General features: G+C 47.7%; 24 protein-coding genes. 10 read left to right on the top strand and 14 right to left on the bottom strand.

What is annotated here, in order from left to right:
* Positions 1-338: 338 nt before the first annotated feature.
* Complete coding sequence (locus B3K91_RS11485) at positions 339-1,625, bottom strand: sensor histidine kinase (protein WP_214079440.1); 1,287 nt, start codon at positions 1,623-1,625, stop codon at positions 339-341.
* The gene (locus tag B3K91_RS11480) at positions 1,606-2,283 is read right to left on the bottom strand and encodes a response regulator transcription factor (RefSeq protein WP_214079441.1); all 678 of its coding nucleotides are present in this window, start codon (positions 2,281-2,283) and stop codon (positions 1,606-1,608) included. Before B3K91_RS11480 ends, B3K91_RS11485 begins: the two co-directional genes overlap by 20 nt.
* 136 nt (positions 2,284-2,419) lie before the next feature.
* Between B3K91_RS11480 and B3K91_RS11475 the strand changes: the two genes are divergently transcribed.
* Complete coding sequence (locus B3K91_RS11475; protein ID WP_214079442.1) at positions 2,420-2,662, top strand: (2Fe-2S) ferredoxin domain-containing protein; 243 nt, start codon at positions 2,420-2,422, stop codon at positions 2,660-2,662.
* A gap of 37 nt (positions 2,663-2,699) precedes the next feature.
* Here the strand turns inward: B3K91_RS11475 and B3K91_RS11470 are convergent, their stop codons facing one another.
* Together B3K91_RS11470 and B3K91_RS11465 are read right to left on the bottom strand one after the other, a co-directional pair.
* Complete coding sequence (locus tag B3K91_RS11470) at positions 2,700-3,449, bottom strand: nitrilase-related carbon-nitrogen hydrolase (RefSeq protein WP_292592029.1); 750 nt, start codon at positions 3,447-3,449, stop codon at positions 2,700-2,702.
* A complete protein-coding gene (locus B3K91_RS11465; RefSeq protein WP_292590004.1) occupies positions 3,446-4,048 on the bottom strand; it encodes a pyroglutamyl-peptidase I in 603 nt (200 codons plus the stop codon). The genes B3K91_RS11470 and B3K91_RS11465 overlap by 4 nt, the downstream gene beginning before the upstream one ends.
* Before the next feature lie 98 nt (positions 4,049-4,146).
* On the opposite strand from B3K91_RS11465, the gene B3K91_RS11460 reads away from it, so the two are divergent.
* Positions 4,147-6,096: a S9 family peptidase gene (locus B3K91_RS11460; RefSeq protein WP_214059859.1), complete on the top strand. Its 1,950-nt coding sequence runs from the start codon at positions 4,147-4,149 to the stop codon at positions 6,094-6,096.
* A gap of 7 nt (positions 6,097-6,103) precedes the next feature.
* Positions 6,104-7,135, top strand: coding sequence for a GNAT family N-acetyltransferase (locus B3K91_RS11455; protein ID WP_214079481.1), 1,032 nt, complete (start codon positions 6,104-6,106; stop codon positions 7,133-7,135).
* An 81-nt stretch (positions 7,136-7,216) separates the two neighbouring features.
* On the opposite strand, the gene B3K91_RS11450 is transcribed toward B3K91_RS11455, so the two are convergent.
* A complete protein-coding gene (locus B3K91_RS11450) occupies positions 7,217-7,534 on the bottom strand; it encodes a cupin domain-containing protein (RefSeq protein WP_292590005.1) in 318 nt (105 codons plus the stop codon).
* Between the two features lie 75 nt (positions 7,535-7,609).
* Entirely contained in the window at positions 7,610-7,825 is a 216-nt protein-coding gene (locus tag B3K91_RS11445; RefSeq protein ID WP_292590006.1) for a hypothetical protein, read from the bottom strand.
* A 278-nt stretch (positions 7,826-8,103) separates the two neighbouring features.
* Here B3K91_RS11445 and B3K91_RS11440 point away from each other — a divergent pair, with 278 nt between their 5' ends.
* The 3 genes from B3K91_RS11440 (at position 8,104) to B3K91_RS11430 (ending at position 10,890) form a co-directional block, all read left to right on the top strand.
* Positions 8,104-8,997: an EamA family transporter gene (locus tag B3K91_RS11440; protein WP_214060906.1), complete on the top strand. Its 894-nt coding sequence runs from the start codon at positions 8,104-8,106 to the stop codon at positions 8,995-8,997.
* Between the two features lie 67 nt (positions 8,998-9,064).
* Positions 9,065-9,940: an acetamidase/formamidase family protein gene (locus B3K91_RS11435; RefSeq protein ID WP_292590008.1), complete on the top strand. Its 876-nt coding sequence runs from the start codon at positions 9,065-9,067 to the stop codon at positions 9,938-9,940.
* Complete coding sequence (locus B3K91_RS11430; protein ID WP_292590009.1) at positions 9,940-10,890, top strand: lysylphosphatidylglycerol synthase domain-containing protein; 951 nt, start codon at positions 9,940-9,942, stop codon at positions 10,888-10,890. Before B3K91_RS11435 ends, B3K91_RS11430 begins: the two co-directional genes overlap by 1 nt.
* Before the next feature lie 25 nt (positions 10,891-10,915).
* On the opposite strand, the gene B3K91_RS11425 is transcribed toward B3K91_RS11430, so the two are convergent.
* Positions 10,916-11,581 (bottom strand): DJ-1/PfpI family protein, encoded by a 666-nt coding sequence (locus B3K91_RS11425; protein ID WP_214060666.1) that lies wholly within the window; start codon positions 11,579-11,581, stop codon positions 10,916-10,918.
* A 220-nt stretch (positions 11,582-11,801) separates the two neighbouring features.
* Here B3K91_RS11425 and B3K91_RS11420 point away from each other — a divergent pair, with 220 nt between their 5' ends.
* Positions 11,802-13,070 carry a glycosyltransferase family 4 protein gene (locus B3K91_RS11420; protein WP_292590011.1) on the top strand — a complete coding sequence of 423 codons (1,269 nt, stop codon included), beginning with the start codon at positions 11,802-11,804 and terminating at the stop codon, positions 13,068-13,070.
* Positions 13,071-13,105: 35 nt separating this feature from the next.
* Here the strand turns inward: B3K91_RS11420 and B3K91_RS11415 are convergent, their stop codons facing one another.
* Positions 13,106-14,176 carry a DUF362 domain-containing protein gene (locus B3K91_RS11415; protein WP_214061369.1) on the bottom strand — a complete coding sequence of 357 codons (1,071 nt, stop codon included), beginning with the start codon at positions 14,174-14,176 and terminating at the stop codon, positions 13,106-13,108.
* Positions 14,177-14,524: 348 nt separating this feature from the next.
* The gene (locus B3K91_RS11410; RefSeq protein WP_214061370.1) at positions 14,525-14,860 is read right to left on the bottom strand and encodes a hypothetical protein; all 336 of its coding nucleotides are present in this window, start codon (positions 14,858-14,860) and stop codon (positions 14,525-14,527) included.
* 186 nt (positions 14,861-15,046) lie between these two features.
* Here B3K91_RS11410 and B3K91_RS11405 point away from each other — a divergent pair, with 186 nt between their 5' ends.
* The 3 genes from B3K91_RS11405 to B3K91_RS11395 all read left to right on the top strand — a co-directional run bounded on the left by B3K91_RS11405 (position 15,047) and on the right by B3K91_RS11395 (position 16,236).
* Positions 15,047-15,343, top strand: coding sequence for a hypothetical protein (locus B3K91_RS11405; protein ID WP_214061371.1), 297 nt, complete (start codon positions 15,047-15,049; stop codon positions 15,341-15,343).
* 8 nt (positions 15,344-15,351) lie between these two features.
* Positions 15,352-15,624: a hypothetical protein gene (locus tag B3K91_RS11400; protein WP_292590035.1), complete on the top strand. Its 273-nt coding sequence runs from the start codon at positions 15,352-15,354 to the stop codon at positions 15,622-15,624.
* Positions 15,625-15,852: 228 nt separating this feature from the next.
* Positions 15,853-16,236 carry a hypothetical protein gene (locus B3K91_RS11395; RefSeq protein ID WP_292592038.1) on the top strand — a complete coding sequence of 128 codons (384 nt, stop codon included), beginning with the start codon at positions 15,853-15,855 and terminating at the stop codon, positions 16,234-16,236.
* Positions 16,237-16,911: 675 nt separating this feature from the next.
* On the opposite strand, the gene B3K91_RS11390 is transcribed toward B3K91_RS11395, so the two are convergent.
* The 5 genes from B3K91_RS11390 to B3K91_RS11370 all read right to left on the bottom strand — a co-directional run bounded on the left by B3K91_RS11390 (position 16,912) and on the right by B3K91_RS11370 (position 22,344).
* Complete coding sequence (locus B3K91_RS11390; protein WP_292590017.1) at positions 16,912-19,716, bottom strand: hybrid sensor histidine kinase/response regulator; 2,805 nt, start codon at positions 19,714-19,716, stop codon at positions 16,912-16,914.
* Between the two features lie 47 nt (positions 19,717-19,763).
* Complete coding sequence (locus B3K91_RS11385) at positions 19,764-20,252, bottom strand: hypothetical protein (protein ID WP_292590019.1); 489 nt, start codon at positions 20,250-20,252, stop codon at positions 19,764-19,766.
* 162 nt (positions 20,253-20,414) lie between these two features.
* On the bottom strand, positions 20,415-21,083 hold the full coding sequence (locus B3K91_RS11380) for a lipid-binding SYLF domain-containing protein (protein WP_292590021.1): 669 nt from the start codon (positions 21,081-21,083) through the stop codon (positions 20,415-20,417).
* A 26-nt stretch (positions 21,084-21,109) separates the two neighbouring features.
* Positions 21,110-21,634 (bottom strand): hypothetical protein, encoded by a 525-nt coding sequence (locus tag B3K91_RS11375; RefSeq protein ID WP_103133766.1) that lies wholly within the window; start codon positions 21,632-21,634, stop codon positions 21,110-21,112.
* Positions 21,631-22,344 carry a glycerophosphodiester phosphodiesterase family protein gene (locus tag B3K91_RS11370; protein ID WP_292590024.1) on the bottom strand — a complete coding sequence of 238 codons (714 nt, stop codon included), beginning with the start codon at positions 22,342-22,344 and terminating at the stop codon, positions 21,631-21,633. Before B3K91_RS11370 ends, B3K91_RS11375 begins: the two co-directional genes overlap by 4 nt.
* Positions 22,345-23,790: the final 1,446 nt, after the last annotated feature.

Below are 23,790 nucleotides of genomic sequence, written 5' to 3'. Positions count from 1 at the left end.
GGCCCTTAACAGTAGCCCCAAACAGAGACATTTCGCTCAGCCTTACGGGATGATGAAGTAAGGAGTTTGCACGAGTGACTTGGGATGACAGTCTTCTCTCGCATCGCGTCATTCTGAGATGATTCTGCTCAGAATCTCGCTCTTCTCGTGANNACGAAGGACGGCTCTTCAGAGCTAGATGCTGGAACAATTTCAGCATGGCGGGATGTGACGTTTATTTCAGGCTGGCACTTGCAACTGGTCCGGTCTTGCTCTTGTCGGAGAACGGTGAACCGAGAACGGATAACCGGTTCTTATTCAGCTTTCAACTTTATCCAACGACGGAGTGAAGGAAGAGCCTATTTGTGTTTTCTTAATGGTATCCGTATTTCGAATGTGCTTCCTCCGTCGGCATGGTTTCTGACTGTGATTTCGCCCCCAAGAGAGCCGATTATCTCCCGAGCTATTGAGAGACCCATTCCGCTTCCCGAGCTTTTGTGGGATTCATCTGCTTTGTAGAAGCGTTCGAAGACTCTTTCCTTTTCAGAGTCGGCTATGCCTGAACCGAGATCACTTATCTGAATGAGGGCAAATCCTTCACTCTCGAAGGCGTTTATGGTGACATCGCTGTTTTCTTCAGTGAATTTGATTGCGTTTTCTAGAATTGCCGCGACCGCAACTTTGAGATTGTCTGGGAAAGTTTTCAGAACAACATCATCGCGAGATTCAACGAGAATGCGAACTCCCCTTGACTCTGCAAGAGGACGATGATACTCTTTCAGTTCAGCGAGGAAAACTCCTAGCTCCACATCTTCAGGGGCAATCTCTAACTTCTTTTCGGTCTGCACTCTCGCGAGAAGGAGCAGCTTGTTCACAACGTTCTGCATACTTCTGGTCGCCCCATCAATCATATCGATCTTTTCCATCGATTCTTTCTCCAGCTTTCTCTCCTTGAGCATATCTACGCCCAATCTGAGAATTGTGAGTGGTGTTTTCAGCTCATGAGAGGCATCGGCGGTAAAGCGCTGGAGTCTTTCATAACTCTCTTTCAAAGGAGTCAAAACATATCTTGCGAGAGTCATACCGGCCACCCAGGAGATTACGGCAACCATCAGGACAAGAAGAAGCAGCGAAAACAGAAGGCTCTTCAGCCCATCACTGAGTCCCTCAGTTGATTTTCCGACTCTAAGGAAGAAGACGGGCTGCCCTGCAATCCCTCTTATCTCTCTGGTCAGAACGGTGTACTCGTGCTCGGATTCTCCATAGTCGATTGCCTCCACTCTCGAGGTGCCCTCTGCAATCGGTATGTCACTGATTATTGCTCCTCCAAGCTGCAGTAGGATTTCGCCTGAGGGAGTTATAAACTCAAGAATTTCGTCATCTGCGGTGAAGATGTCGAGATTCCCGGAATAGTTTCTGATCATCCGCTCGACTGCTACTGCAGGAGCCCTGCCTATTCTAGACTCGATTCTGTCGGCAATTCTGTTCAGTCCGATTATTTCGGCTCTTCCTTCAAGTCTTAGAGCAAGCACAAAGATAAGAAGGCTGAGAACGGAGACGAGAGTAACGACGACCAGCGTGAAGAACAGTGTCCATCTCCTCTTTGCCTTCTTGAAAGAAAGCTCTTCACCTGTCACTGATCTCATATCCCATACCTCTGACTGTCTTTATCAGCTTCTTCTTGTGACCACCGTCAATCTTCTTGCGGAGGTTCTTGATATGGCTTCTTATGACATCTGACCATAGTTCGTCGTCTTCGTTCCAAAGATGCTCTTCCAGCTCGCTTTTCGGGACTACCCTGCCGCTGTTAAGCATGAGGTATTCAAGAATCTGGTACTCCTTCTTTCGGAGCGCTATCCTTTCGTTTCCCCTCATCACCGTTTTGAGCGACATATCCAGAGCGAGGTCTCCAACCTTCAGAATGCTTGAAGGAGTTCCGACCGGCTGGCTCCTTCTTAGCAACGACTGAATTCTTACAACTAGTTCGCGGATGTCGAAGGGTTTGGAGAGGTAGTCGTCGGCTCCCAGATAGAAACCCTTTACTTTGTCCTCTATGCCGTCCAAGGCGGTCAACATGAGCACAGGTATCTTGCTCCCAGAACTCCTGATCCCTTCCAGCACCTGCCATCCGTTCAGTTTTGGAAGCAGAATATCGAGAACAATGACATCAAACGGACCGCTGGTAGCCATGTAAAGTCCTTCTTCACCGTCCGCAGCGGTCTCGACAACAAAACCCTCTCTCTCCAGGAACTCCTTGAGGAGTCTTCCCAGGTCACGCTCGTCTTCTACAACCAGAACCTTCATGTGTTTTCCCCCACGAAGAAATAATAACAGCAATAGTGTGAAATATTCGAGAAAGCGATTACAGTTTTCCGTTCAAATCTCTTGAGGCATAGGCTATAATTAGTTGTGAAAGAAGTCACAAATGGAGGGAATGCGGGTGATTATAAGAGTATGCATGGGAAGCGCCTGTCTTATGAAGGGTTCTCCCGAAGTCTCCAAGAGACTGGTAGAGTTAGTGACCGAACACGGTTTGAGTAGATTCACAACAATCAAGGGTTCTCACTGCATGGGGCCTTGTTCTGATGGAGTAGTTGTCGATATCGATGAGAAGATGTTCACGAATATATCAGTGCATAATATAGATGATTTCTTCAAGAAGGAGATACTTCAGCGGGAATAGACGTCATTAAGATTTGCAACGGCAAGAAAGGATATGTCTAAATGTCTTTGAGTGCGGGGAATCTTTCCCGCCAGTCTCTTAGAATACTCAGTCTCTCATAGTCCAGTTCCCAAAGAAGCAATCCCTTCTCGGCTTCAAAAGGTACCTCGTTACCGTCTTGATCGAAGAGGACGGAAAAGGCTTCGTCGTATTCGATGCCGTTGCCGTCGACCCCCGTTCTATTTAGCCCCAGAACAAATGACTGATTCTCGATTGCCCTTGCCTTAAGAAGAGCCTGCCAGTGATTTGCCCGTTTTTCCGGCCAGTTGGCAATCACTATCATGACCTCTGCAGGCAAGTTAGCCCTGAAGAGCTCAGGAAAACGAAGGTCATAGCAGATATTCAGAGAGAACTGTATCTCTTTCATCGCGAAAGAGAGATTGGAATCACCGGGGGTGTAAACTGTATTCTCTCCTCCGTATGAAAAAAGCTTTCTCTTTCGATATATCAAAGGTTCCGAGCCCGAAGCGAGAAAAGCGGCGCAGTTGTAGAATTTCGATTCTCTTTTGTCTATGAAACCGTAGACAGCTGGAATACCCCAGTAATCTACCTGCTTCTTGAAGAAATCACACGCATCTTTCACATAGGCTCTCTCTGCGTTACGAGTGAACCCGCTCAAGGTAGCTTCAGGAAAGACAATCAGCTCGACCCCGGCCGCCGAGGCCCCTGCGAAAAGTCTTTCGATTATCTTCATGTTGATCTCCGGAGACTCCCAGACGATGTTGAGAGGAACGCCGCCTATTCTCATCTATTCTCCTCCAGTGCAAGATCTATTATCCTCGAAAGGACCCTAGCCGAGACTTCCGCCTCTACTGCAGGTCTGTCTTCTCCCGGACCTATCTGTTCGGGAATGCAAGGTATATGTACAAATCCGGAGGGTATGTTTATGCCTTTCTTCGTCAGAAAATCCATACACCTGTAAAAGAGATAGTTGCAGACAAATGCGCCTGCCGAGAAGGATTTTTCGACGGGAAGGCCCTCAGCCTTCAGCTTCGAGACAATCCGGTCGACCGGAAGCTTCGAGAAATATGCGTCGGGAGAGACAGATATAATCTTCTCCCCTGTCGCAATGAATCCGTTGTTGTCTGGAGTCGCCGATTCCTTCCAGTTGATCGCAACCTTCTCCGGAGTGATGAGAGATCTCCCGGCCGCCTGGCCGACCATAATCAACGCCTCCGGGACGCCGTCCAGTAAACGCTGCCTCAGTCGAGAAAAGGCGTCGCCGAAGATCGTTGGAAGGCTCATGAGCTCGATGTCTTCTCTCATATCTGCGAGAAGCTGCACGACTATCTGTGATGCATTTATTCTACTTCCTCCAAAGGGATCGAAGTGGGTCACTAGTATCATCTCTTACACCTCTCATTCCCTATAATTCTAGCATCACATGGAAGTCGAGAAGGAAAAGCCGCCATTCTGGTAAAATGATTCTGAAAGGGGTGATCTAGTTGAAGAAGCTGAAGCTTGAGGATCTATACAAATACTCCACTGTGGGCGATCTTCACATCTTTCCCGACGGGGAAAACTTTGTCTTTGTAAGAAAGACGATAGACAAGAAGGAGAACCGGTACGAAAGCAACATTTGGTCGGGCAACATGAAAAATGGGAAAATCCGTCAGCTGACCCGGGGCGGGAAGGACGGTTCCCCCGCCGTCAGTCCAGACGGCAAGAGCATTCTCTTTGTCTCGAGAAGAGACAAGGACGCGAAAGGATCCGGGCTTTATCTTCTGCCCCTTGAGGGCGGGGAAAGCAGACTGGTGAAGACTCTCAAAGGAGGATTTTCCTCTGTTTCGTGGATCGATTCGGAGACGATTCTCTTCATAACGAAGCATGCGCCCGGGGAAGATCCCGAGAAGATGGAAGAAGACGATCCGCCAGAGAAGAAGGTTTACGAGATAGACAAAATACCATTTGTCTCTAACGGTGTTGGATTCACGGAGAACAGAGTAGGCCGTCTGTATAAGATGAAACTCGAAAACGGAAAGATGGAACCGGTTGAAGCCGTTGGAGGCGATATCGAAAACATTGTTGTATCTCCCGAGAGAAAGAGAGTCGCGGTGATGACGACCGAAGATATGGAGAAGAGGCCGATATGGAGCAGTCTCTACATCCTCGATTTGCAGAACGGATTGGCGAAGAGAATCGGAGACGAGAGTCTCTCATTCTATCACTGCCAGTGGTCGAGCGAACGCGAGCTATTCGCTGTCGCAACCGACTTTGAAAAAGGCTTCCCGACCAATCCCTTCATTGTCCATGTAGATCTGGAATCTCTTACGCTTAATATAGTTGCCAGAGAGTTGGACCTGTACTTGGGCAACAGCCTGAACAGCGATGTGAGGGGTGTGTCGCCGAACACTTCCATGAAGGTTATGGAAGGTAAGCTGTTTTCACTGGTAACTGCGGGATCTCAAATAAAGCTGATTTCTATGGATAAAGAGGGAAAGGTAGAGGAAATCGCTGTCTCTTTGGGGAGCATTGACTGCTTCGATATCGCAGGCGAAGTGCTTCTCCTTTCTGAGATGACGACGATCGAGCCGCTTGAGATCTACTCTTTTGTCAAAGGCAAGAGGAAGAAGCTCACAAACTTCAACTCATGGATGAAAGGTCTTAAGCTGTCGAAACCTGAAAGCTTCGAAGTGGAGGCCTCCGACGGGCAGGAGATCGAAGGCTGGATAATGAAGCCCGTAGACTTTGAGGAAGGCAAGAAGTACCCGGCAGTCGTGGAGATCCACGGAGGTCCTAAGACGGCATACGGCGGCGGATATGTACATGAATTCCAGACTCTAGCCTCTGAAGGGTACGCAGTTATTTACTGCAACCCGAGGGGAAGCGCCGGTTACGGAACCGACTTCGCCGACATAAGGGGTCACTACGGGGAAAGGGATTTTGAAGACATAATGGAGATCGTCGAGTACGTCATAAACGAATATGATTTCGTTGACGAGGATAGGCTTGGAGTCACCGGAGGTTCTTACGGCGGCTTTATGACAAACTGGATTGTAGGACATACGGACGCCTTCAAGGCTGCCGTCTCTCAGAGGTCTATCTCGAGCTGGATTTCCTTCTTCGGCACCACAGATATCGGATACTTCTTTGCAAGCGACCAGACCGGCGGCGATTTCTTCGACAACCTCGAGGGTTATCTCAGACAGTCTCCTCTGATGTCGGCGCCCAACGTCGTCACTCCGATTCTTTTCATTCACTCCCTTGAAGACTACAGATGCTGGGTCCCCGAAGCGATGCAGTTCTTCACGGCGTTAAGGTATCTCGGAAAAGAGGCCAAAATGGTGCTCTTCCCTAAGGAGAACCACGAGCTTTCCAGAGGAGGCCTCCCCGTACACAGGGAAAAGCGTTTGAGGGCAATACTGGAATGGTTCGATTCCCACCTGAAGATATGAGTCGTTGATGGAAAACAAAAACGCAGGAAACATACATGTAAGGTTCGCCACAATCGATGACAACGAAAGGCTCCTCAAGATAGAGCAAGAATCGGCTCAGGAGGGGAATATCTGGCTCGTCGCTTTCAGAAAAGACTTCTTTGAAAGACTGAAGTACTTTGAAGAGGGCTTTATTATGATTGCCGAAGACGCATACGACATTATCGGATGCATCGGTGTTGGAATCGACAGATTGATAGTCAATGGGGAAATCAAGAAAGCAATATATCTCTTCGGACTGCGCACCAATCCGAAATACAGGCTCAAGGTCGCCCGCTGGCTTAGATCGATCATCCAGGAACTGCAGAATCTCCTTGGCCCCACGGATTTCGATTTCGGATATGCGTCGGTCAAGGCCGACAACGTTGCCTCGAAGAAGATCTTGGAACACATGGGTTTCTCGACTACGGCTACACTGGACTTCTTCGCCTGTCCGGTGAGGAAGACCTCCCGGGAGAAGTCGGTTTTTGTGGAAAGGGAGGTAGACCTCGAAACAATATTGGACCTGTACAGACCTCTCGAGAAGGATCGTGACTTCCTCCTTCAGGGTACGAAGGCCTTTGAGTCTATGGTTGCAGAGAAAAGATTGAGGTTGTTCAAGACGGAAGGGGCGTCCGCCCTGGTTCTCGACACGAGCGGCGAGCAGGATTTCGGAATTACGCGACTTTCAAAGGGATTGAGGGCATTCCAGCTTCTGGCTCAGAGAACTCTTTCGCCGCTGGTAAGGATTCCGAGGATGAATGAGCGATTGAGGTCCTGGGACGTTCTTCTCTTTGACTGGGGCGATATCCGAAGCGCCAGAAGGACCGTAAGAAAGATTCACAGATGCGCCTGGGAAGAGGGTATAACGCTGATCAACTTTTCGAGGGACAGAAGCCTTGGGAGCATGAAGGATGCGTTGGGTCTACTCAGTTTCAGGATTCCCTTTGAGATAATGATCTATGAGAAGAACGGCATAAACAGAGGAAGCAGACCTATAATCAGAACTCCGACGATATAGCTGGAAAATTCTGTTCCGCGATGAACTGAAGGCTTTACAAATCAAATGCCGGGTCGAAAAAGTCAGACCCGGCATTAATGTCTATGGATGCGGCGCCTTCACTACCAGAACGCGCATCGGCTCCTCTCCGGTATTGATTATTCCGTGCGGGATCATTTTCGGACTGTCTATGATGTCGTCTTTCGTTACCTCGTACTTCTCTTCGCCGACAGTGATTATTCCCTTTCCGGCTAGAACTAGAATGAATACATCTACCGGAGTCTTGTGCTCGGCTAACTCGTTTCCCCTTTTAATATCTATAATGACTGCCTGTGCAGTCTCTTTGTCGTAGATAATCCGACCCTTGAGACCTGACTTGTCAAGCACGACTTTCCCTTTTTCTATTGAGCTTTTCCGCATCTCCATCACCTCGCTTTTGATCTAGTATTATCTTAGCCGAAATTTGGCTTCTGAGCGGTAACATATGTTACCCTCTTACAGTGCCTTGCTCAGGAATAAGGACAGCGCAAGTAATCCAAGAACGACCAGCCAGCCAATTATCGTCACCTTGACGGCTTTACCTGCCTTGTTCGCCTCCCACCATGAGCGCGGTCCTATCCCTTGAAGCCTAAATGTGATTATCGAGGCGAGGTTTATGCAGACAATGTTGACGAAGAAAAGGAGTATCGCCCTGGCCAAAACGCCGATCAAGTGAGTAGAGAATCTTCTCGCTGTTTTCGGCTAGCGCGAGTATCTTCGTTTGCCACAACTTTTCTGAGGTCTTGACTGTCCAGTATCCGATGACTGATTTCTCTTCCAGCATTTCTCTGAGATTTTCTTCGGGATCTTATCCCGTGAAGACTTCGATCAATCTTTCGGCTATCTAATCACCATCCCGTATGGAGAACTGTGGCATAATTGATTTGCTTGCTAAGAATATATTACACCGTTCGATCATAGAGACAGTTATATCGGTTAGGGAGGGTGAAGTGATCTATCTTCTGCTGGCGATTCTATCCAGTTCTTCGATAGCTATGGTTTTCAAGGTGACCGAGGGAAAGAGCTACAACAGACTTGCGGTTACTACCTACAATTACTTAAGTGCCTTTCTTATAGCTCTTGTCATGATTGTGATAGAACGGCCTGCTCTAGGTCCGGGTGGAGGTTCTTTGAACGAAGTAATAGTAAAGGGGAGTGAAGTCTTCAGCCTTACCAGCAGCGCCGTCTGGGGCTTATCGCTGGGGCCGGTAGCGGGGCTTTTCTTCTTTCTTTCGTTCCTCTTCTATCAGAAGAGCGTTAAAGAGAGCGGGGCAAGTCTTTCCGGTGCTTTCGGCAAACTGGGAATTCTAATCCCAATGCTTTTGTCGCTTCTGGTGTGGAAGGAATACCCTGAAGCTATCCAGTGGGTCGGGATATCTCTCGCGATATTCTCAATAATTCTTGTAAACAACCCATTCGGATCAACCAGAAGAAACTTCAAACCTGCTCTAATTATGTTGTTTATTACTGGAGGACTTGCCGAATTCATGAATAAGCTCTTCCAGAACTACACCGTGGGCGGTTACAAAAGCATCTTTCTCTTCAGCGTCTTTGCCAGCGCCTTCATAATAAGCGCGATCTTTCTAAAGAAGTCTGGAAAACCGGCAATGAAAAGAGAAGCTTTTGTAGGGCTGATTGTGGGGCTTCCCAATCTCTTTTCTTCGTTCTTCCTCATAATGGCCCTTGAGGAAATAAAGGGTTCGGTGGTTTTCCCCATATACAGTGCCGGCAGCGTAGTCATGATAAGTTTGGGGAGTCTGTTGATCTTCGGCGAAAAGCTCAAAAAGCTTGAGATGATTTCCTTGGGAATGGTGCTGGTCTCCCTGATTATAATAAACATATGATATCTCTTTGGATTAATACAACGTCGAGGTAGTATTGAGACAATATCAGTCAATGGAGGTGCGTCCCGTGTTACACAGAATTGGAAGAGACAGAGTAGTGTACGATATGTCGCCTGAACACAAGCCCGTTCTGGAGGTGAGCCCGGGTGATACGGTAATTGTGGAGACGGAGGATTGCTTCTGCCATAAGATCGTTTCAGAGTCTCAGACCGTTGGGGGAGACTTCGACTTTACTCATGTAAATCCGGCCACCGGGCCCATCGCAGTGAAGGGAGCGACGCCGGGTGACACGATAGTAGTCAGTATAGAGAGCATAGAGCTGGACGATCAGGGAGTCGTCGAGACCTGCCCTGCCTGGGGACCGGTCAAAAATGTTTCAAAGAGCTGTGTTACCGAGATAGTGAAGATTCAGGGCAATTACGCGTCGTTCATGGGAGAGCGAATTGAGATAAAGCCGATGATAGGCGTTATCGGCAATTCACCTGCAGATAAGTCGATTCCCTGTACAACTCCGGGAAGGCACGGAGGAAATCTCGATACCCGGGATATAGTAGCAGGGTCGAGAGTATATCTGCCGGTGTTCGTTAAGGGAGGAAATCTCTCGCTCGGAGACGTCCACGCAAGGATGGGAGACGGAGAAGTCGGCGGATCCGGAATCGAAATAAGAGCCAATGTGAAGCTAACGGTGGATATAGATAAGATGCCCGTCGACAGTCCCACGGTCGAAAACGAGGAGGCCTTCTATCTTCTCTTCAGTGCGAAGACACTGGAAGAAGCAAGCCATGGAGCAGTTAAGAGAGCTATTGAATTCATCTCCGACTGGAAGTCTATTCCCAGAGAGAAGGCTTACATGCTTACGAGTGTCTGCTGTGATTTGATGATAAGTCAAGTGGTAAATCCTCTGGTAACCGTAAGGGTGAGAGTCCCAAAAGTGATTCTCTAGTGAGTACTCTGAACAGATTTGTGCTCTCTTTCAGAAAGCTTTTACCCTTTCTGGGAATCGCATTATTCAGTGTTTCGGTATTCGTTCTAGTCAGCGAGTTGAGACGATACACACTAAGCGACATCTTCGCAAAGGTCGGGGAGATTCCCGCTTCAAGGTTCGTTTTGGCTATCTTTTTGACCTTTCTTACTTATCTCAACCTCACCTTTTACGACCTGATCGCCTCCAGAAGAGCAGGAGCAAAATTGAAGATCAGCTCGACGGCTCTTGCTTCGTTCGTTGGATACACTTTCAGCAAGAATATCGGTTTCACGTTTCTTTCGGGCACAAGCGTCCGCTTCAGGTTATATGGGAAGTGGGGCATCTCAGGAGGGAAGATTCTCGCAATAATAATCCTCAACTATCTAACTTTTTGGCTTGGTTTCTTCGCTCTTTCAGGGATACTATTCACAGTATGGCCCCCGGTTCTTCAGAAAGCCGTAACGGTGCCCTTCGGATCGCTCAAGGTCATCGGAGTAGTCTGTGTCGGTTTGTATGTGCTTTACTTTCTTCTTGTGAGTCTCAGGCAGCGTCCGTTCAGAATCAAGGGTAGGAGCTTCACTCTTCCAGGAAGGTCTTTCACTCTAGTTCAGACCGGAATATCGGTTTTTGACTGGCTGCTATCTGCCGGCGTGCTATTCATGCTTCTACCCGCTGGAACCGGTTATTTCGAGGTGCTTGGCGTCTTCCTCCTTTCACAGTTCGCCGGCCTTTCGAGTCAGGTACCGGGTGGCTTGGGAGTCTTCGAAGCACTCACGATTGTCATTCTCTCCCCCGCCTATCAGGCAGATGCTCTGATGGCCACGCTCATTCTCTACAGGATAGTTTTTTACATCGCTCCTTTCTTGATAGCCTTGGTTGTCTTCGGAGTGAATGAGTTTCTCTTTACAGGTTTTAAAAAAACGGAGTGAGTAAGTTGCCTGCCGCTGATTTCTCTCATAGCATTTCCAAAAGCTTTTCGACGAGTTTCTCGATGGTAGAGTTCTTCTCCAGAAGACTCTCTCCATGTTCTAAAAGCGAGGCCGTGACGACTCTGCTAGATCTGTCGATGCAGACTTCTCCCTTTTCACAAGGAACGTGATCGATCGCAAGCCTTTCAACTACATTCACTCTCTCACTTGTGTTTCCGGAAGCCGTGATTACTAGGTTTTCGGCAATGCCCTTCAGAGATCTTTCGATCAGAAAGACCCCTTCTCCGATCGCGCCCATAGGCTTCTTCTTGATGAAACAGCCGGCAAGAAGTTTTTGTAGCCCGTTGTTCACTCTGAACTGATCCTCTTCGTCCACGAAGGTTGATAGATTCTTGAGTACACCATTTCCACCAGGAATGACAAGCAGGTCGAACTCATCTTCAGTGATTGTTTCTATATTTTTCGCCGGGCGGTTCAGAATTCTGGCCGATTCTATGAGCTGATTCCTCTTCTGATCAAGTTCTGCCGACTTCCTCGTGTGATGATTGAATACCTCGTATTGATCCTTGTCAAGGGAAACACAGATGATCTCTGCTCCCGCTCTTTCCAGAGCAAGAAAGGTCAGTATCGCTTCATCGATTGCCGTTCCGTCTTCTGCTCCGCATCCGGAGAGCACCACACCACTCTTCAAAACATCACCTCTATTCCTATGCCTGCAAGAAACTTTGACCAGTTTCAGCTGGAAAAACTCAATGGATTCTAGCATCTTTGTCACCGGTTACAAAACGATACGTGCTTGCTACCATTCTATTGACATTGGAGTGGGAATGTAGGATATTGGTATCGAAATATGCTTTTAGAAATGGGGTGTTTCTATCAGAATAGGATTGATTCATTATAGGGCTGGTTTGATGGACGGCGTCTCTCTGGAAATGGAGAAGTGGAAGAAAGTACTTACCGGAATGGGACATGAGGTGGATATTGTCGCCGGGAATGCTGCCCCGGGAGTAGATGTAATTATTCCCGAGATCGAGTACAACGACGAGGCAAATGAGAAGCTGAATTTGAAGCTCTACGGCCATGAACCGGCTACCGAAAGGGAGATTCGTGAGGAGCTTTCAATACGGACCTCTCAGATTCTCGGCAGTTTCAGATACGCTCTCTCTGGATACGATCTTGTGATTCCAAACAATATCTGGTCTCTCGGGTGGTCAATACCTTCGGGGTTGGCTTTGCACGACTTTGCTGAGGAGAGCGGAAAGTCCTTCATCTCCCACAATCACGATTTCTGGTGGGACCGCCCTTACTACAGAAGCCCATACGGAAGTGTCATGGAATTACTGAATAACAACTTCCCGCCGGATCTTGAGAACGTGAGGAACTTGGCAATAAACTCGATCTCCGCTTCAGACCTATTGGCAAGGAGAGGCATTCGGGCCACGGTCGTGCCGAATGTTATGGACTTTCGCTGTATGAGCTGGGTGTCGGAAGAGAACAATCGGAAATTTAGAAGCGCAGCCGGGATAGACGATGGAGACATCGTATTTCTACAGGCGACAAGGATAACAGAGAGAAAGGCGGTTGAGACAGCAATAAGGCTCACGGCCGAGTTTAGAAAGATTGCAGAGGGTTTTGTCGGAAAGAAGTTGTACAGCAATAAGGTTTTCACCGGAAGGACGGTTCTTGTCTTGACCGGGTTGACGGAGAAACAGTCTTTGAATTACAGAAATAAGCTGGATAGTCTCGCTTCAAGGTTGGGTGTTGAAGTAATCGATATCTCTTCTCTGACATCATCGATTCAGCAGTCATTCTTCGAATCGTATAGTATCGCAGATATCGTGGTATATCCAACCGTTTATGAAGGCTGGGGTAATCAGCTTTTAGAAGCCCTTTTCGCCAGAAAACCGATTGCCCTCTTTAGATACAGTGTCTTCAAGAGCGATATTCAGGACAGTGGAATCTCCTTTGTGGATCTAGGCGATCAGTACAGCTATATAGAAGGACTGGTTGAAGTTCCAGAACTCAATCTAAAGAGAGCGAGCGAGGATACGCTCGGACTTCTCTTCGATCCGGAGAGATACAGGGAAGTAACAGAAAGCAATTTCGAGCTAGGAAGCCGGAAATTCAGCTTTGAAACACTGAGCACGATTATTCGAGAACTTGTAGAGGAGCCACTCTGATCCAAGAGCCGGGTCTCTGATCAAACACGGAACTATTACCCACCGAAACAGGCTACTTTCTCGAGTTTGTATTCTGTCTTGCCAAGGCCGATCTTCTCAGCGTGTTCAAGTTGATAACTCCATGTGATACCGGGGTGGGCCCTTTCGAAAGGATCGTATCCCAGCTTTGCTACTACAAGATCTATGCATGCCTTGTCCAGTGCAACGGGATCTCTACTGGCGACTATTCCAATATCATCAACCACCGGGGGCCTGTTTATGTGCCAGCAATCGCAATCGGGTGATACATTGTTGATGAAGGAGATGTAAAGGGCCTTCTTACCCTTCGTAGCGGCGAGAGCGTATTCGGCGATCTTCTTGCTCAGCGATTCGGGGGTTCCTCCAGGTCCGGCCGTCATCGCGCCATAGTTGCACATAGCGATGCATTGACCGCAGCCAATGCAGAGCTCATAGTCAATTCTTGCGACTCTCTCAACGGTGATTGCTCCTGTTGGGCAGTTCCTTTCGCACATTCTGCAGGCCACACATCTTGACTCTCTAACAACGGGCTTAGATTCGGAGTGCTGTTCCATCTTTCCCGCTCTTGAGGCTGCTCCCATTCCGATATTCTTAAGAGCTCCCCCAAATCCCGTCTGTTCATGTCCTTTGAAATGACTTGCGACTACCAGGGAGTCAGCCAGAGCGATTGCCGATGCTATTTTCGCCTTCTTTATGTACTCGCCGTCAATCTCCACTTCAATCTCGTCTGAACCTCTCAAGCCATCTGCAATTACAACTGGAGCACCCACAGATTCCATCGTGAAGCCGTTCAGTGAAGCGGTTTTCATATGGTCTACAGCATTGGATCTGCTGCCCTTATAAAGGGTGTTGGCATCTGTCAAAAAAGGCACGGCTCCCAGTTCCTTGATCCGATCCGTTATAACCTTCAGAAAGTTTGGACGGATGTATGCGAGATTTCCGTACTCTCCAAAGTGGAGCTTAACGGCAACCAGCCTGTTCTTTTCCACCACTTCTTCAAGTTTCGCTCTCTTTAGAAGAGCCTCAACCTTTTTCAGGAGCCCCATCTGCGGAGTAGTATCGATATCCGTGAAATAGACTGTGCTCATATATCTCTCCTCCCTTATAGGAAAAACCTCTGTGGAAGCCCAAAACTTCGGGCCGGGTCCATGATCCCCTTCACTTTCCTCTATCCCGGGCTAACTATCCGACTAATCAATATAACATGACTGAAGCTACTCAAAGCAAAAACGATGCATCAAAAGAGGAGTTTGCAACTGAACTCAGGGAGGTGAAGAAGACCACCTCTGATTCTTCCGGCAATATCCAACCTGCATCTCCCTCCATATTAACTGCTCTAGAATAAACGTTGATCCAAAGCTCCGCGAACCCTGGAAGGTCGCTTTTATTTCCAACACGTTGAAAGCCGATCACTATCAAGGACGAAATGTTTCAACCTACATTCTCAATGGTATCATATCAATAATCGACCGCCTCTTTGGGGGGCTGGAGAAGCTGAAAAGACTAGAGGCCGGGAAGCAGCCATTCATAACCCGAATCTTTTTGAAAGCATCGGAAAGACTGATGCCTTTCAGCATAACCTTTCCATAGTTGGCAATTCTTGCGTTTCTTTCTATCACAGTTCTTTTCGGATTGAGGGTTACTTCATTGAGATTTGAAACAAATATCGACAATCTTGCCTCGGACTCCGAGGGAGTCATAAGGGAGAATGAACTGGCCGCCAGAGAGTTCTCTGTCTGGGAGCCGCTGTACCTTGCGCTTCTAAGAAACATGGATGATCCCGCCTCATGGCGGAAACTCTCCGAGACAATCTCGACCATAAGACAAATTCCAAATGTTTCGAGGGCTCTGAGCCCTCTTGATACAACCTATATCACTCTTCAGGGTCTGGCCATAAGGACAGTTCCGGTTACGACCAGGTTCCACTTACGGTCGAGGAAGTCAAGGCTTTCAGGAAGTTGCTCGAAAAGAGTTTTGATAGCTACTTCGCGGCAAGCTCAAAAGGCGACGCCGCCCTCGTGAAACTGTATGTACTAGGCGGACTGGGCAGCAGGGGAAAAACGGCTATTCAGGGAATTCAGAAGACACTCGATTCACAGTGTGGCGCGGACAGATTTAGATTGACGGGCGAACTATTTCTGGGTTATTCAGTTGACAACACTGTCATTGCAGATGTTCTCCTGCTGTTTCCGATAGCCATAGTCATTGCCTTTCTCGTGACTTTTCTCACTTTCAGGAGTGTTGCGGTGTTCTAACACCGGCAATCACAGTGCTCTCAAGTGTGACGGTGACTCTCGGACTAATGGCAGTGACGGATACTCCACTCACTATTGTGAGTGCAGTTCTTCCAATTCTTTTGATAGCCATGGGCTGCCCCGACAGTATTCACATATTCAGCTGGTACAGAGTGGAGATCTTGAGGGGCTCGGTAAAGAGGGAGGCGATAATGCAGACGATGAAATCAATGATTCTGCCGGTTGTGATGACCTCGCTAACCACAGCGGGGGGGTTGGTTCTCTCGCCTTCTCAAGCGTGATTCTAATGCATGAATTCGGTTATTTCAGCGTATTCGGGATTCTCTACGCTATGATATTCTCACTCTTAGCCGTCCTTGCGCTTATTAAAGTCTTGCCAACTACTAGGTTTGTGATTGCCACCTAAAGAGGACTCAAGGAGCCGCTCATAGAAAGGTTGCTCCACAGACTCTCTCTTTCAGTATCCAGACACAGAAAACCGGTGACATATCTGTCAATTCTGGCGGTAGTTGTGCGCGTTTGGAATTGCTAACTTGCAGTTCAAGTCGAATCTTTCGGAATATTTCAGGAAGGGGAACGAAGTCTCAAAGGAAGTAGAGGCCTTTGAGGAAAGGTATGGTGGCTGCTCCTTCCTCCTGAAAGTCGTTGATTCAAACCAGCCGGGCGGTGTACTGACACCGGCCTTCATAGATACTCTGAATGATCTGGAAAGTTCCCTGGAGGGCTTTAATATTCTCTCGAAGACCTCAACTTTTGCAAATCTGATTGAGAGCTTCTATTCTGGCCTGCCGACTCAAGTGCAACCGAACCTTCTTAGAGGTATGATTGCGGGGACCGTTATCAGGGCTCCGTTAGTCAAGACTCGTCAAGAGCAGCAATTCACACCTACATAAGAAATACCAACGCAAGAGACATCTCCCGAACTCTTGTCCGCGTTGAGAACGGCCTTAGGGAAATACTTCCAGCGGAATTCACCGTCACCCTTAAGTGCACACCCCCGTATTATTCAGCTTCACATGGAGAGTTTCTCCAGAAGCCAGGCGATCAGTCTCGCATTCTCGGTTCTGGTCGTATGGTCGCTTGTATCGCTCATGTTTTCTTCTCTCCTGGTGGGATCAATGGCCATGCTACCCTTTTCTTTGCCGTTACGTTCAGTCTGGGGACCATGGGTATTCTAGGGGGCTCGCTTGATGCGGCAACTGTTCTCGTGGCTAGCATTTCAGTGGGAGTCTGAATAGATTATGCGATCCACTTCATCGAAAGAGTAATATCAGATCTCAAGATGGGGCTGCGTCTTCAGGAGGTTTCTAGCAAAGCTTCAAGAACCGGGGGCCATGCGTTGCCGGTGAATGCGGCGACTCTGATTTCGGGATTGCAGTTCTCGCTTTTTCGAGATTTCTAACCTTTCGGTATTTGGTTTGCTAACGATTTTTAATATGGCGATCAGTTCTATGTCCACACTTGTAATAATACCGGCGATTCTTAGCTCTAGCAGACTTGAATCAAAGTTGACAGAGAAGCTTTCGAGAAAAACAAAGTGATACGTCCTCAGGTTACTTCGGCCAGCACTACGCCCAGAGTTTTCTATAGAGTTTCTTAAGCTCCAATATACAGTCTGCAATCGTTTTGTCGTCTCCGCTCTTTCCTGCTGTTTCAAGCTTGAATCCAACTTCAGACAGCTCTTCAACGCCGTACATTCTTCCGGAGCCCTTGAGGCTGTGTCCGTCTCTGGAGATGGAGTCGAAGTTTCTTCTTTCCAAAGCGTTCTGAATCTCGTCAATGGTTTTGTGGATGTGTTCCCCATATTCTTCGAACATCGCCGAGGCCTCTTCGAACGACAAGCCCATATCCTTAGCGAAGAGAGAGATGCTGTCTTGCGTATGCTTGGCCTTGTAAGATCTTGCCTGTTCTCCATCTCTCTTTTTGCCGGTCTTGCCATAGATGCCAAGATGATAGCGAACTACCTCGAGAAGATCAGACTGACTCACGGGCTTACCCAGGAAGCCGTCACAACCGGCTTCTATGGTTTTCTCCTCATCTCCCTGCATGGTATGGGCAGTCAGAGCTACTATAGGAATCTTGTAGCCCTCTTCTCTCAATACCTTTGTGGCTTCGTATCCATCCATGATCGGCATCTGCATATCCATCAGAACGAGATTGTACTTGTTGTTCCGTATCATCTCAACAGCATTTTTGCCATTGCTTGCCAGATCGACCGAATATCCTGCTTTCTCCAGCACTTCCTTTATCAACAACTGGTTGGCCTCGTTGTCTTCGGTCAGCAGAATCCTGTACTTCTCACTGCCTGCTTTCGGAGCGAGTTCGAAGTAGTTGCCTATACTTTTCATCAGCTCCTCTTCTCTTACCGGCTTCTGGATAACTTCATCTACTCTGTCGCCGAACTGGACTTCGTCTTTGGCAGCATCCGTGATTGCGATAATTGAAGCGTCGTAGATACCATCAAGGGCAGTAAGGGCCTCGCTAGCTTTTTTTGGAGTGTCTACGATCGCAAGTGATGCGCCGAGATCCTTAACCGCTCTGGAGAGATTTGTAAGGTTCTTGACGGGTTGATAATGAATGCCGTTTCTCGTTAGCATGGAGCCGACAATAATCAAGAAATCGTCATCGTCAGATGCGAGAATGACCTTTCCGGCCATAGGGATTTCGGCTCTCTCCTTTTGTTTTGGAGCTTCTTTAGAAACCTGCGAAGGTATTCTGACGGTCACTTTAGATCCTTCCCCAACCTTACTCTCGAATCTGATCGTTCCCCCCATGAGCTCAACTATCTTCTTGGTTATTGCAAGACCTAGACCCGTTCCACCAAACTTTCTGGACATGGTTCCGTCTGCCTGAATGAATGGCTCAAATATCTCTTCCAGCTCGTCCCTGGAGACCCCGAAGCCTGTATCCTGAACGGTATATATGAGATACTTTCCATCATAATCAAGCAGTATCGAGACGTATCCCTTCTCGGTAAACTTCAGTCCGTTGGAAATCAGATTGGTCAGGATTTGCCTCATCCTGAACTCGTCACCATCTACATACTCCGGGACTCTTTCCGTTACGCTGTTTGCAAAATGCAGACCCTTAGAATAGGCCATCGGCAGGTAAGTTTCAGTAAGCTCATTGACAAGTTTCGATGGGCTGTAAGGGGAGATCATGAGGTCGAAACGGGCCGCTTCAATTTTGGAGAGATCAAGCACATCGTTGATAAGGCTTAGAAGGTGTTCACCGCTTCTATAGATAGTCTTAAGGTATTTCATCTTTTCGAGGTTCGTCTCGTCGTTCATAAGAAGCTCGGCGAACCCAAGGATAGCGTTCATTGGAGTCCGCATCTCGTGTGACATGTTCGCCAAAAACTCCGATTTCATCTTACTTGCCTGCTGGGCCTCTTTAGATACTTTTCTCAGGAGCTCGTTGGAATTCTTCAATCTGTCCAGTGTCCTCTCTATGAAGACCATGGTGTTGTTGAGTTCAGAGGCTATCTCGCCAAGCTCGTCATTCGAATTGATTTTGACTCTGGAAAACGACCCCTTCTTTATCGACTCAAATCCCTTCAGCAATTCCGAAAGGGCTTTGGATATATGAGCGTTTAGCGAGAATGAAAGTACGAAGGAAAAACCGAAGACACCCAGGACAACGATGCTGATAATCGGAAGCAGTCTGTTTCTTAGCTTGACGAGGAGGCCCTGTGATTGCAGCACATAGATATCTGCGCCCCCAATTGAGACCTTGTCCACAATGAACAGAGAACCAGACGAGAAGAAAGAGAAAGTCGGTCTGGGTTCTCTGACAGTGAAAGGTGTCTCTTCCGACCACTTCTCCTCATCCAGAACAGTCCTCACATATAATCCTGAGTCCGAGAACTCTCTCGGAATAACAAAGTAATCGCCGATTAGCAGGAAGGCAATCCCATCCTGTCCGATAAACGACGAAAGACTCTCGATATCGTTGTTGTCGAAGATAATCCCTGCAAGGTACGGAACTTCATTGCTGACTACTGTAGAGAAGTACACGAGCTGCCTTTCAAGCATCTTAAATCCGTTTCCCGACCTTTCGATCTTATCAATCTCTTCGTCGGAAAGAGCCGACCTGTTAAGAATTATCTCTCTCTCATCACCGAGTTGAACGAGAATGTCATACCCACTTTCTAGGACATGCTCGAGAGCGTAACGATCGACAAAGAGTTTCAGATCTCTGCGCAGATCTATGAACCACTGAAAGACAGACTGTTTCTTTTCGGTTAGATAGCTCTTGTACTCATCGGTTGCTGTTTGGATGAAAGTGATCGCCAGCAACGTTACAAGCAAAGTTAGCACCGCAAGAACGAAGAGCAGGAACTGTAGTGAGATCTTTCTGCTAAGCTTTCTCATTTACTTTCTCCGCTCTATTCTCTGAATGCGATCGTCTAACTACATCATTAGTCAACGTTGAACTCCCATTTGAAGGTTGCTCTACTTCCGTTCAGAACAACCGAATAGTAAACTGACGTATCGAGATAACTCGAAAGAGCAACTACTAGTCTATTTGAATCTATCAGAATAAATGGATCATACCTTGCAGTTTGAACAAGAAACCCTTCCCCAATTACATAAAGATCTGCCCAAATCCCGTTCACAGGTTCGCCACGTTTGCATTTCCCTGTCACAGTAACATTTAGAAACGATACTTCCGAAGAGTTCTCCGGCAGCTCAAAAAACAAGAGCCCCACTAGATCATCGATCGGGATGCCCAGTTCCGAGACGGCTTCATAGGGAATTGCAGTAACGGTTGCGGAGCTGCCGCCTTCCATCTCAAAGCCCTTAGAATCCGCACTATGGCAGCTGCCCTTGAGGCTCTCAATCGTTTCGATATTCACAGCGAGACCAACCGCTACAAGAGCAATGAACAGAACCAAGAGAAGTCTCAAAACCTCACCTACCCTATCTCACTAAGGAAGAACTACCTTGGTGCCATTATAGTACGTGAAGGCTGGATATCGAAAAAACAGAAGCTCTCAAACCTGAGCATCGAAGTTGAGACCCGATTTGCTTTTCGGAATATTGCAGTTTCTTATTGCTAAAGCGCAAGGCTATTCTTTGGGGCCAATCAATGAATTGAGAAATCCAACAAGCTCTTCGATTCCCACTCCGCTTGCTTCCCTCTCAATAATCTCGGTGGGAGTAAGCGATAGCCCATAGTAATCCCTGTTTGTTTCGGTGTCCTGGCGTACAATCGAACCGCCCAGTGATACACCGGCGAAGATGCCGTTACTAACTGAATAAGAGTAAATGGCAGCTTCTAGTTTGTAATCAGTATCTGCAGAGAGGGTCTTGCCCGTAGGCCCGGCCGAAATCGAGGCGCTTCCGCCAAGGGTAACGTTATTGCTTAGAAAACCTTCAATGCCCTTCTCGTTCATAATGACAAGCACCAGACCGCTCTTTTGAACGCCGGCCTGAAATCCGTAGCTTATACCGTACAGCTTGAGAAACAACGGTCCATACCAGCGGCCATCTTCTCCTCTCTTGAGCAGAAAACCCTCTCCGAACTGCCCGCCGAATCCAAGCGCGGCTTTCACCATCTCAGGGTAAATCACTATTCCGCTAGACTTACTCATCAACTCAGCAAAAGATCCACTGTCTTCCGTTTCCGAAAGCTCTTGAAGAATACTTAGGGCACTTCGAATCCTTTCTTTGGGCAAGCTTGCTCCGAATGCCATTAAAGAAGCCATAAGAATCACCACCACGAAAAGCCTTTTCAAGTCAATCCCCTTCCGAAGTATCGAGTCTACTTCACTCTTAGAAAAACCTCCTGCCTTTCCTGACCGAAGGTTACGCTAGACAATCTAAACTCTCCTTTTGAAGATATTCTTGGAACATCGGCGTTGTTGACAACAACGTTCTGATACTGGAAGTACGGCAAGTCCTGAACTATTGGGAAGAAACTTCCCTTCGAGTCGGTCACGCCATATAGAAATCGCAAGGCATCGAGTACCTCTGATTTGATCACTGCAACCGTAACGTAGCCTCCCTTAACTTCACTTTGAGGGAAGTCCTTTGAGAAGATCTCTCTCCCTTCCCCGTCGTAAACGGCAATAGTAAGCTGAGGTTTTCCTGAAACGTCTAGCTTGACCTTTCTGAAATCGATCTCACTCTCCTCAATTCCCGAAAGAGCAAGAATCTCTTCCCGAGAAAGCGATATTTGCTCTTCGGGCTGGACTGTCTTCTCTCCGCAAGAGGATACAAGAAGCATCGTCAGTGAAGTTAAGATTAGAAAGGTGACAATAAGGCTTTTGCGTATATTTTTCTTCATACTACCTCCCTCATCTTATCAGAACAGTCAGTGATCAAAAAGTCGCAGACTTCCCTGACCTTGAGGAGCAAATTCTGATCGTTCAGCGTCCAGAGTGAAATTTTGGTTCCGCCTTCACGTACCTTCCGCAACATGGAGAGGCCCTTTTCCAGTCCCAAATATTCGAAGAGATCTTTATTGAGATTTACTGAGTAGGGCTTGTACTTCTTTATGACGCCCGCCAGATACTCTTCGCCGCCGACTTGGCGGATCTCTTTATCTATTATAGGTGCAATCATTGGATTGCCGAAGAACTCCTCGGTGAATGCAAGCAAACAATCATGATGAAAAGAGGAGAACATTGTTCTCTCAACCGCATCAAACCTCTTGATAATCTTTATTACTTGAGGGACGGCTTCAACGGCCTTGATTTCGACATCAATAAATGTCTCTTCGGGGAGCTCTTTGTAAACCGTTTCGAGAGTAGTTAGAGAATCAAATCCAATCAGGTCCATCTTGTCCAGTTCGTCCAGTGTCGTTTCAGATAGCTTGACATCCAATCCCATAGTTCTCTTGAGATCGGGATCGTGATTCAAGATCACTGCGCCGTCCTTCGTAAGCCTTACGTCGAGCTCAATGCCATGTGCGCCAAAGGACAGACCCTCCTCAAAAGACTTCAGCGTATTCTCGTATCTGCCCTTCCCCATACCCCTATGAGCTAAAACCAACATCAGAATCGCCTCCAAAAACGGCATATAGCGTTGCTGAATTCATTCTACTTTGTTAGCCCAACTCAGTCAAGGCATTCGAAGGCAAGAACACGCCAGTCTGCTGACGCAATCCAGTCAGGCTTCGCCTGGCCAGTCACACCTAAGGCGAGACTGGCCTTTGCGAAGCAAACACTGGCCACCAAAGGTGACTGGCTTCTCAAGAGCCGCTGGTCGCTGATGAAAAACACCGTTGCCCGTCAACGGTCCGCCGTCCTCGAGATGGAGCAGTTGCAAGTTGTCAGTTTCAAGTTGCAAGCTGAATAAGAACCGGTTATCCGTTCTCGGTTCACCGTTCTCCGACAAGAGCTAGACCAGTTGCAAGTGCCAAGATGCAAGTTGCAAGCCCTAAAGTAAAGAAAAAGTCAAATCCCGTCATTCTGATAAAGCTTCAGGTCAGAATCTCGATCTTCACGTGAACGCAACGGCTCCTTTGCCCGCGAAGTAGAACTGGCTTTGCCAAATCGGTTTGGCATTCTTGTAGTTTTTCTCGCCACAGCTTGCAGTGACTGGCTTTTGAAGATCCGCTATACGCTGAAAGATCAGTTGCAAGTTGTCAGTTCCAAGTTGCAAAACTTAGAAGAAGCCTACGTCAGCAGACTGACTTCCCTCTCTCTCTTCTCTCGTGAGCGTAGCGAACCTCTCTATGCTCTCTTTCTCGATTGTTTTTGTTTTGCCCGCGAAGCGGAACTGGCCACCAAAGGTGACTGGCTTCTCAAGAGCCGCTGTACGCTGAAAGATCAGTTGTAAGTTGTGAGTTCTAAGTTATAAGCCAGGGGTTGAACAAAAACATCGCATTCCGTCATTCCGACAAAGCTGGTCGGAATCCTGATGCTCTTGCTTCATTGCCCTAACCAAGAACGAAGAAGCAGATACTCGCACTCTAGGTCATCCTGACAAGCTCTTGGTAAGGATCTCCGTGAATAATAGTACAGAATCCAAGAATCGGTTAATCCCCACTTTTGCCATTGAAGATGAAGAAAGAGATCCCGTGCACATGCATCACGGGATGACCCTGAATAGTAGTCCAAAAAAAGAGCCCCCAAACAGGAGCCCCAAACAAGAGCATTTTAGGGCAGGCTTACGGGTTATGAAGTAAGGAGTGTGTACGAGTGACATGGGAGGATAGCCTTCTCTTGCATCGCGTCATTCTGAGATGATCCTGCTCAGAATCTCGCTCTTCTCGTGATTGAGCGAACTCTCGATAATGCTCTTTCTCGCTTGATGTTATCCAAGGACTGGTCCATGATCCGGGACGTGCAACGAAGGACGGTTCTTAAGAGATGCTGAAACAAGTTCAGCATGACGCATTGTTAGATTCTCTGAACGATCTCGATCTTCCTACATCTATTCTCAAACCTCTGACCCCGGCCTTTGCTCACAACTCACAACTGGTGAGTAGCCCAGGGG

Origin of the sequence: Mesotoga sp. UBA5847, from assembly GCF_002432735.1 — a bacterium.
In the GTDB taxonomy this organism is placed as follows: Bacteria; Thermotogota; Thermotogae; order Petrotogales; family Kosmotogaceae; genus Mesotoga.
Note: the sequence above shows the minus strand (reverse complement) of the source record. Positions and strands in the feature narration are given on the sequence as shown.

Excerpts from the sequence above, each read along its gene's own strand:
- B3K91_RS11485 (WP_214079440.1), bottom strand. The coding sequence starts at position 1,625 with ATGAGATCAGTGACAGGTGAAGAGCTTTCTTTCAAGAAGGCAAAGAGG.
- B3K91_RS11480 (WP_214079441.1), bottom strand. The coding sequence starts at position 2,283 with ATGAAGGTTCTGGTTGTAGAAGACGAGCGTGACCTGGGAAGACTCCTC.
- B3K91_RS11470 (WP_292592029.1), bottom strand. The coding sequence starts at position 3,449 with ATGAGAATAGGCGGCGTTCCTCTCAACATCGTCTGGGAGTCTCCGGAG.
- B3K91_RS11465 (WP_292590004.1), bottom strand. The coding sequence starts at position 4,048 with ATGATACTAGTGACCCACTTCGATCCCTTTGGAGGAAGTAGAATAAAT.
- B3K91_RS11455 (WP_214079481.1), top strand. The coding sequence starts at position 6,104 with ATGGAAAACAAAAACGCAGGAAACATACATGTAAGGTTCGCCACAATC.
- B3K91_RS11450 (WP_292590005.1), bottom strand. The coding sequence starts at position 7,534 with ATGCGGAAAAGCTCAATAGAAAAAGGGAAAGTCGTGCTTGACAAGTCA.
- B3K91_RS11420 (WP_292590011.1), top strand. The coding sequence starts at position 11,802 with ATGGACGGCGTCTCTCTGGAAATGGAGAAGTGGAAGAAAGTACTTACC.
- B3K91_RS11415 (WP_214061369.1), bottom strand. The coding sequence starts at position 14,176 with ATGAGCACAGTCTATTTCACGGATATCGATACTACTCCGCAGATGGGG.
- B3K91_RS11410 (WP_214061370.1), bottom strand. The coding sequence starts at position 14,860 with ATGTTTCTTAGAAGCGCAAGGTACAGCGGCTCCCAGACAGAGAACTCT.
- B3K91_RS11390 (WP_292590017.1), bottom strand. The coding sequence starts at position 19,716 with ATGAGAAAGCTTAGCAGAAAGATCTCACTACAGTTCCTGCTCTTCGTT.
- B3K91_RS11375 (WP_103133766.1), bottom strand. The coding sequence starts at position 21,634 with ATGAAGAAAAATATACGCAAAAGCCTTATTGTCACCTTTCTAATCTTA.
- B3K91_RS11370 (WP_292590024.1), bottom strand. The coding sequence starts at position 22,344 with ATGTTGGTTTTAGCTCATAGGGGTATGGGGAAGGGCAGATACGAGAAT.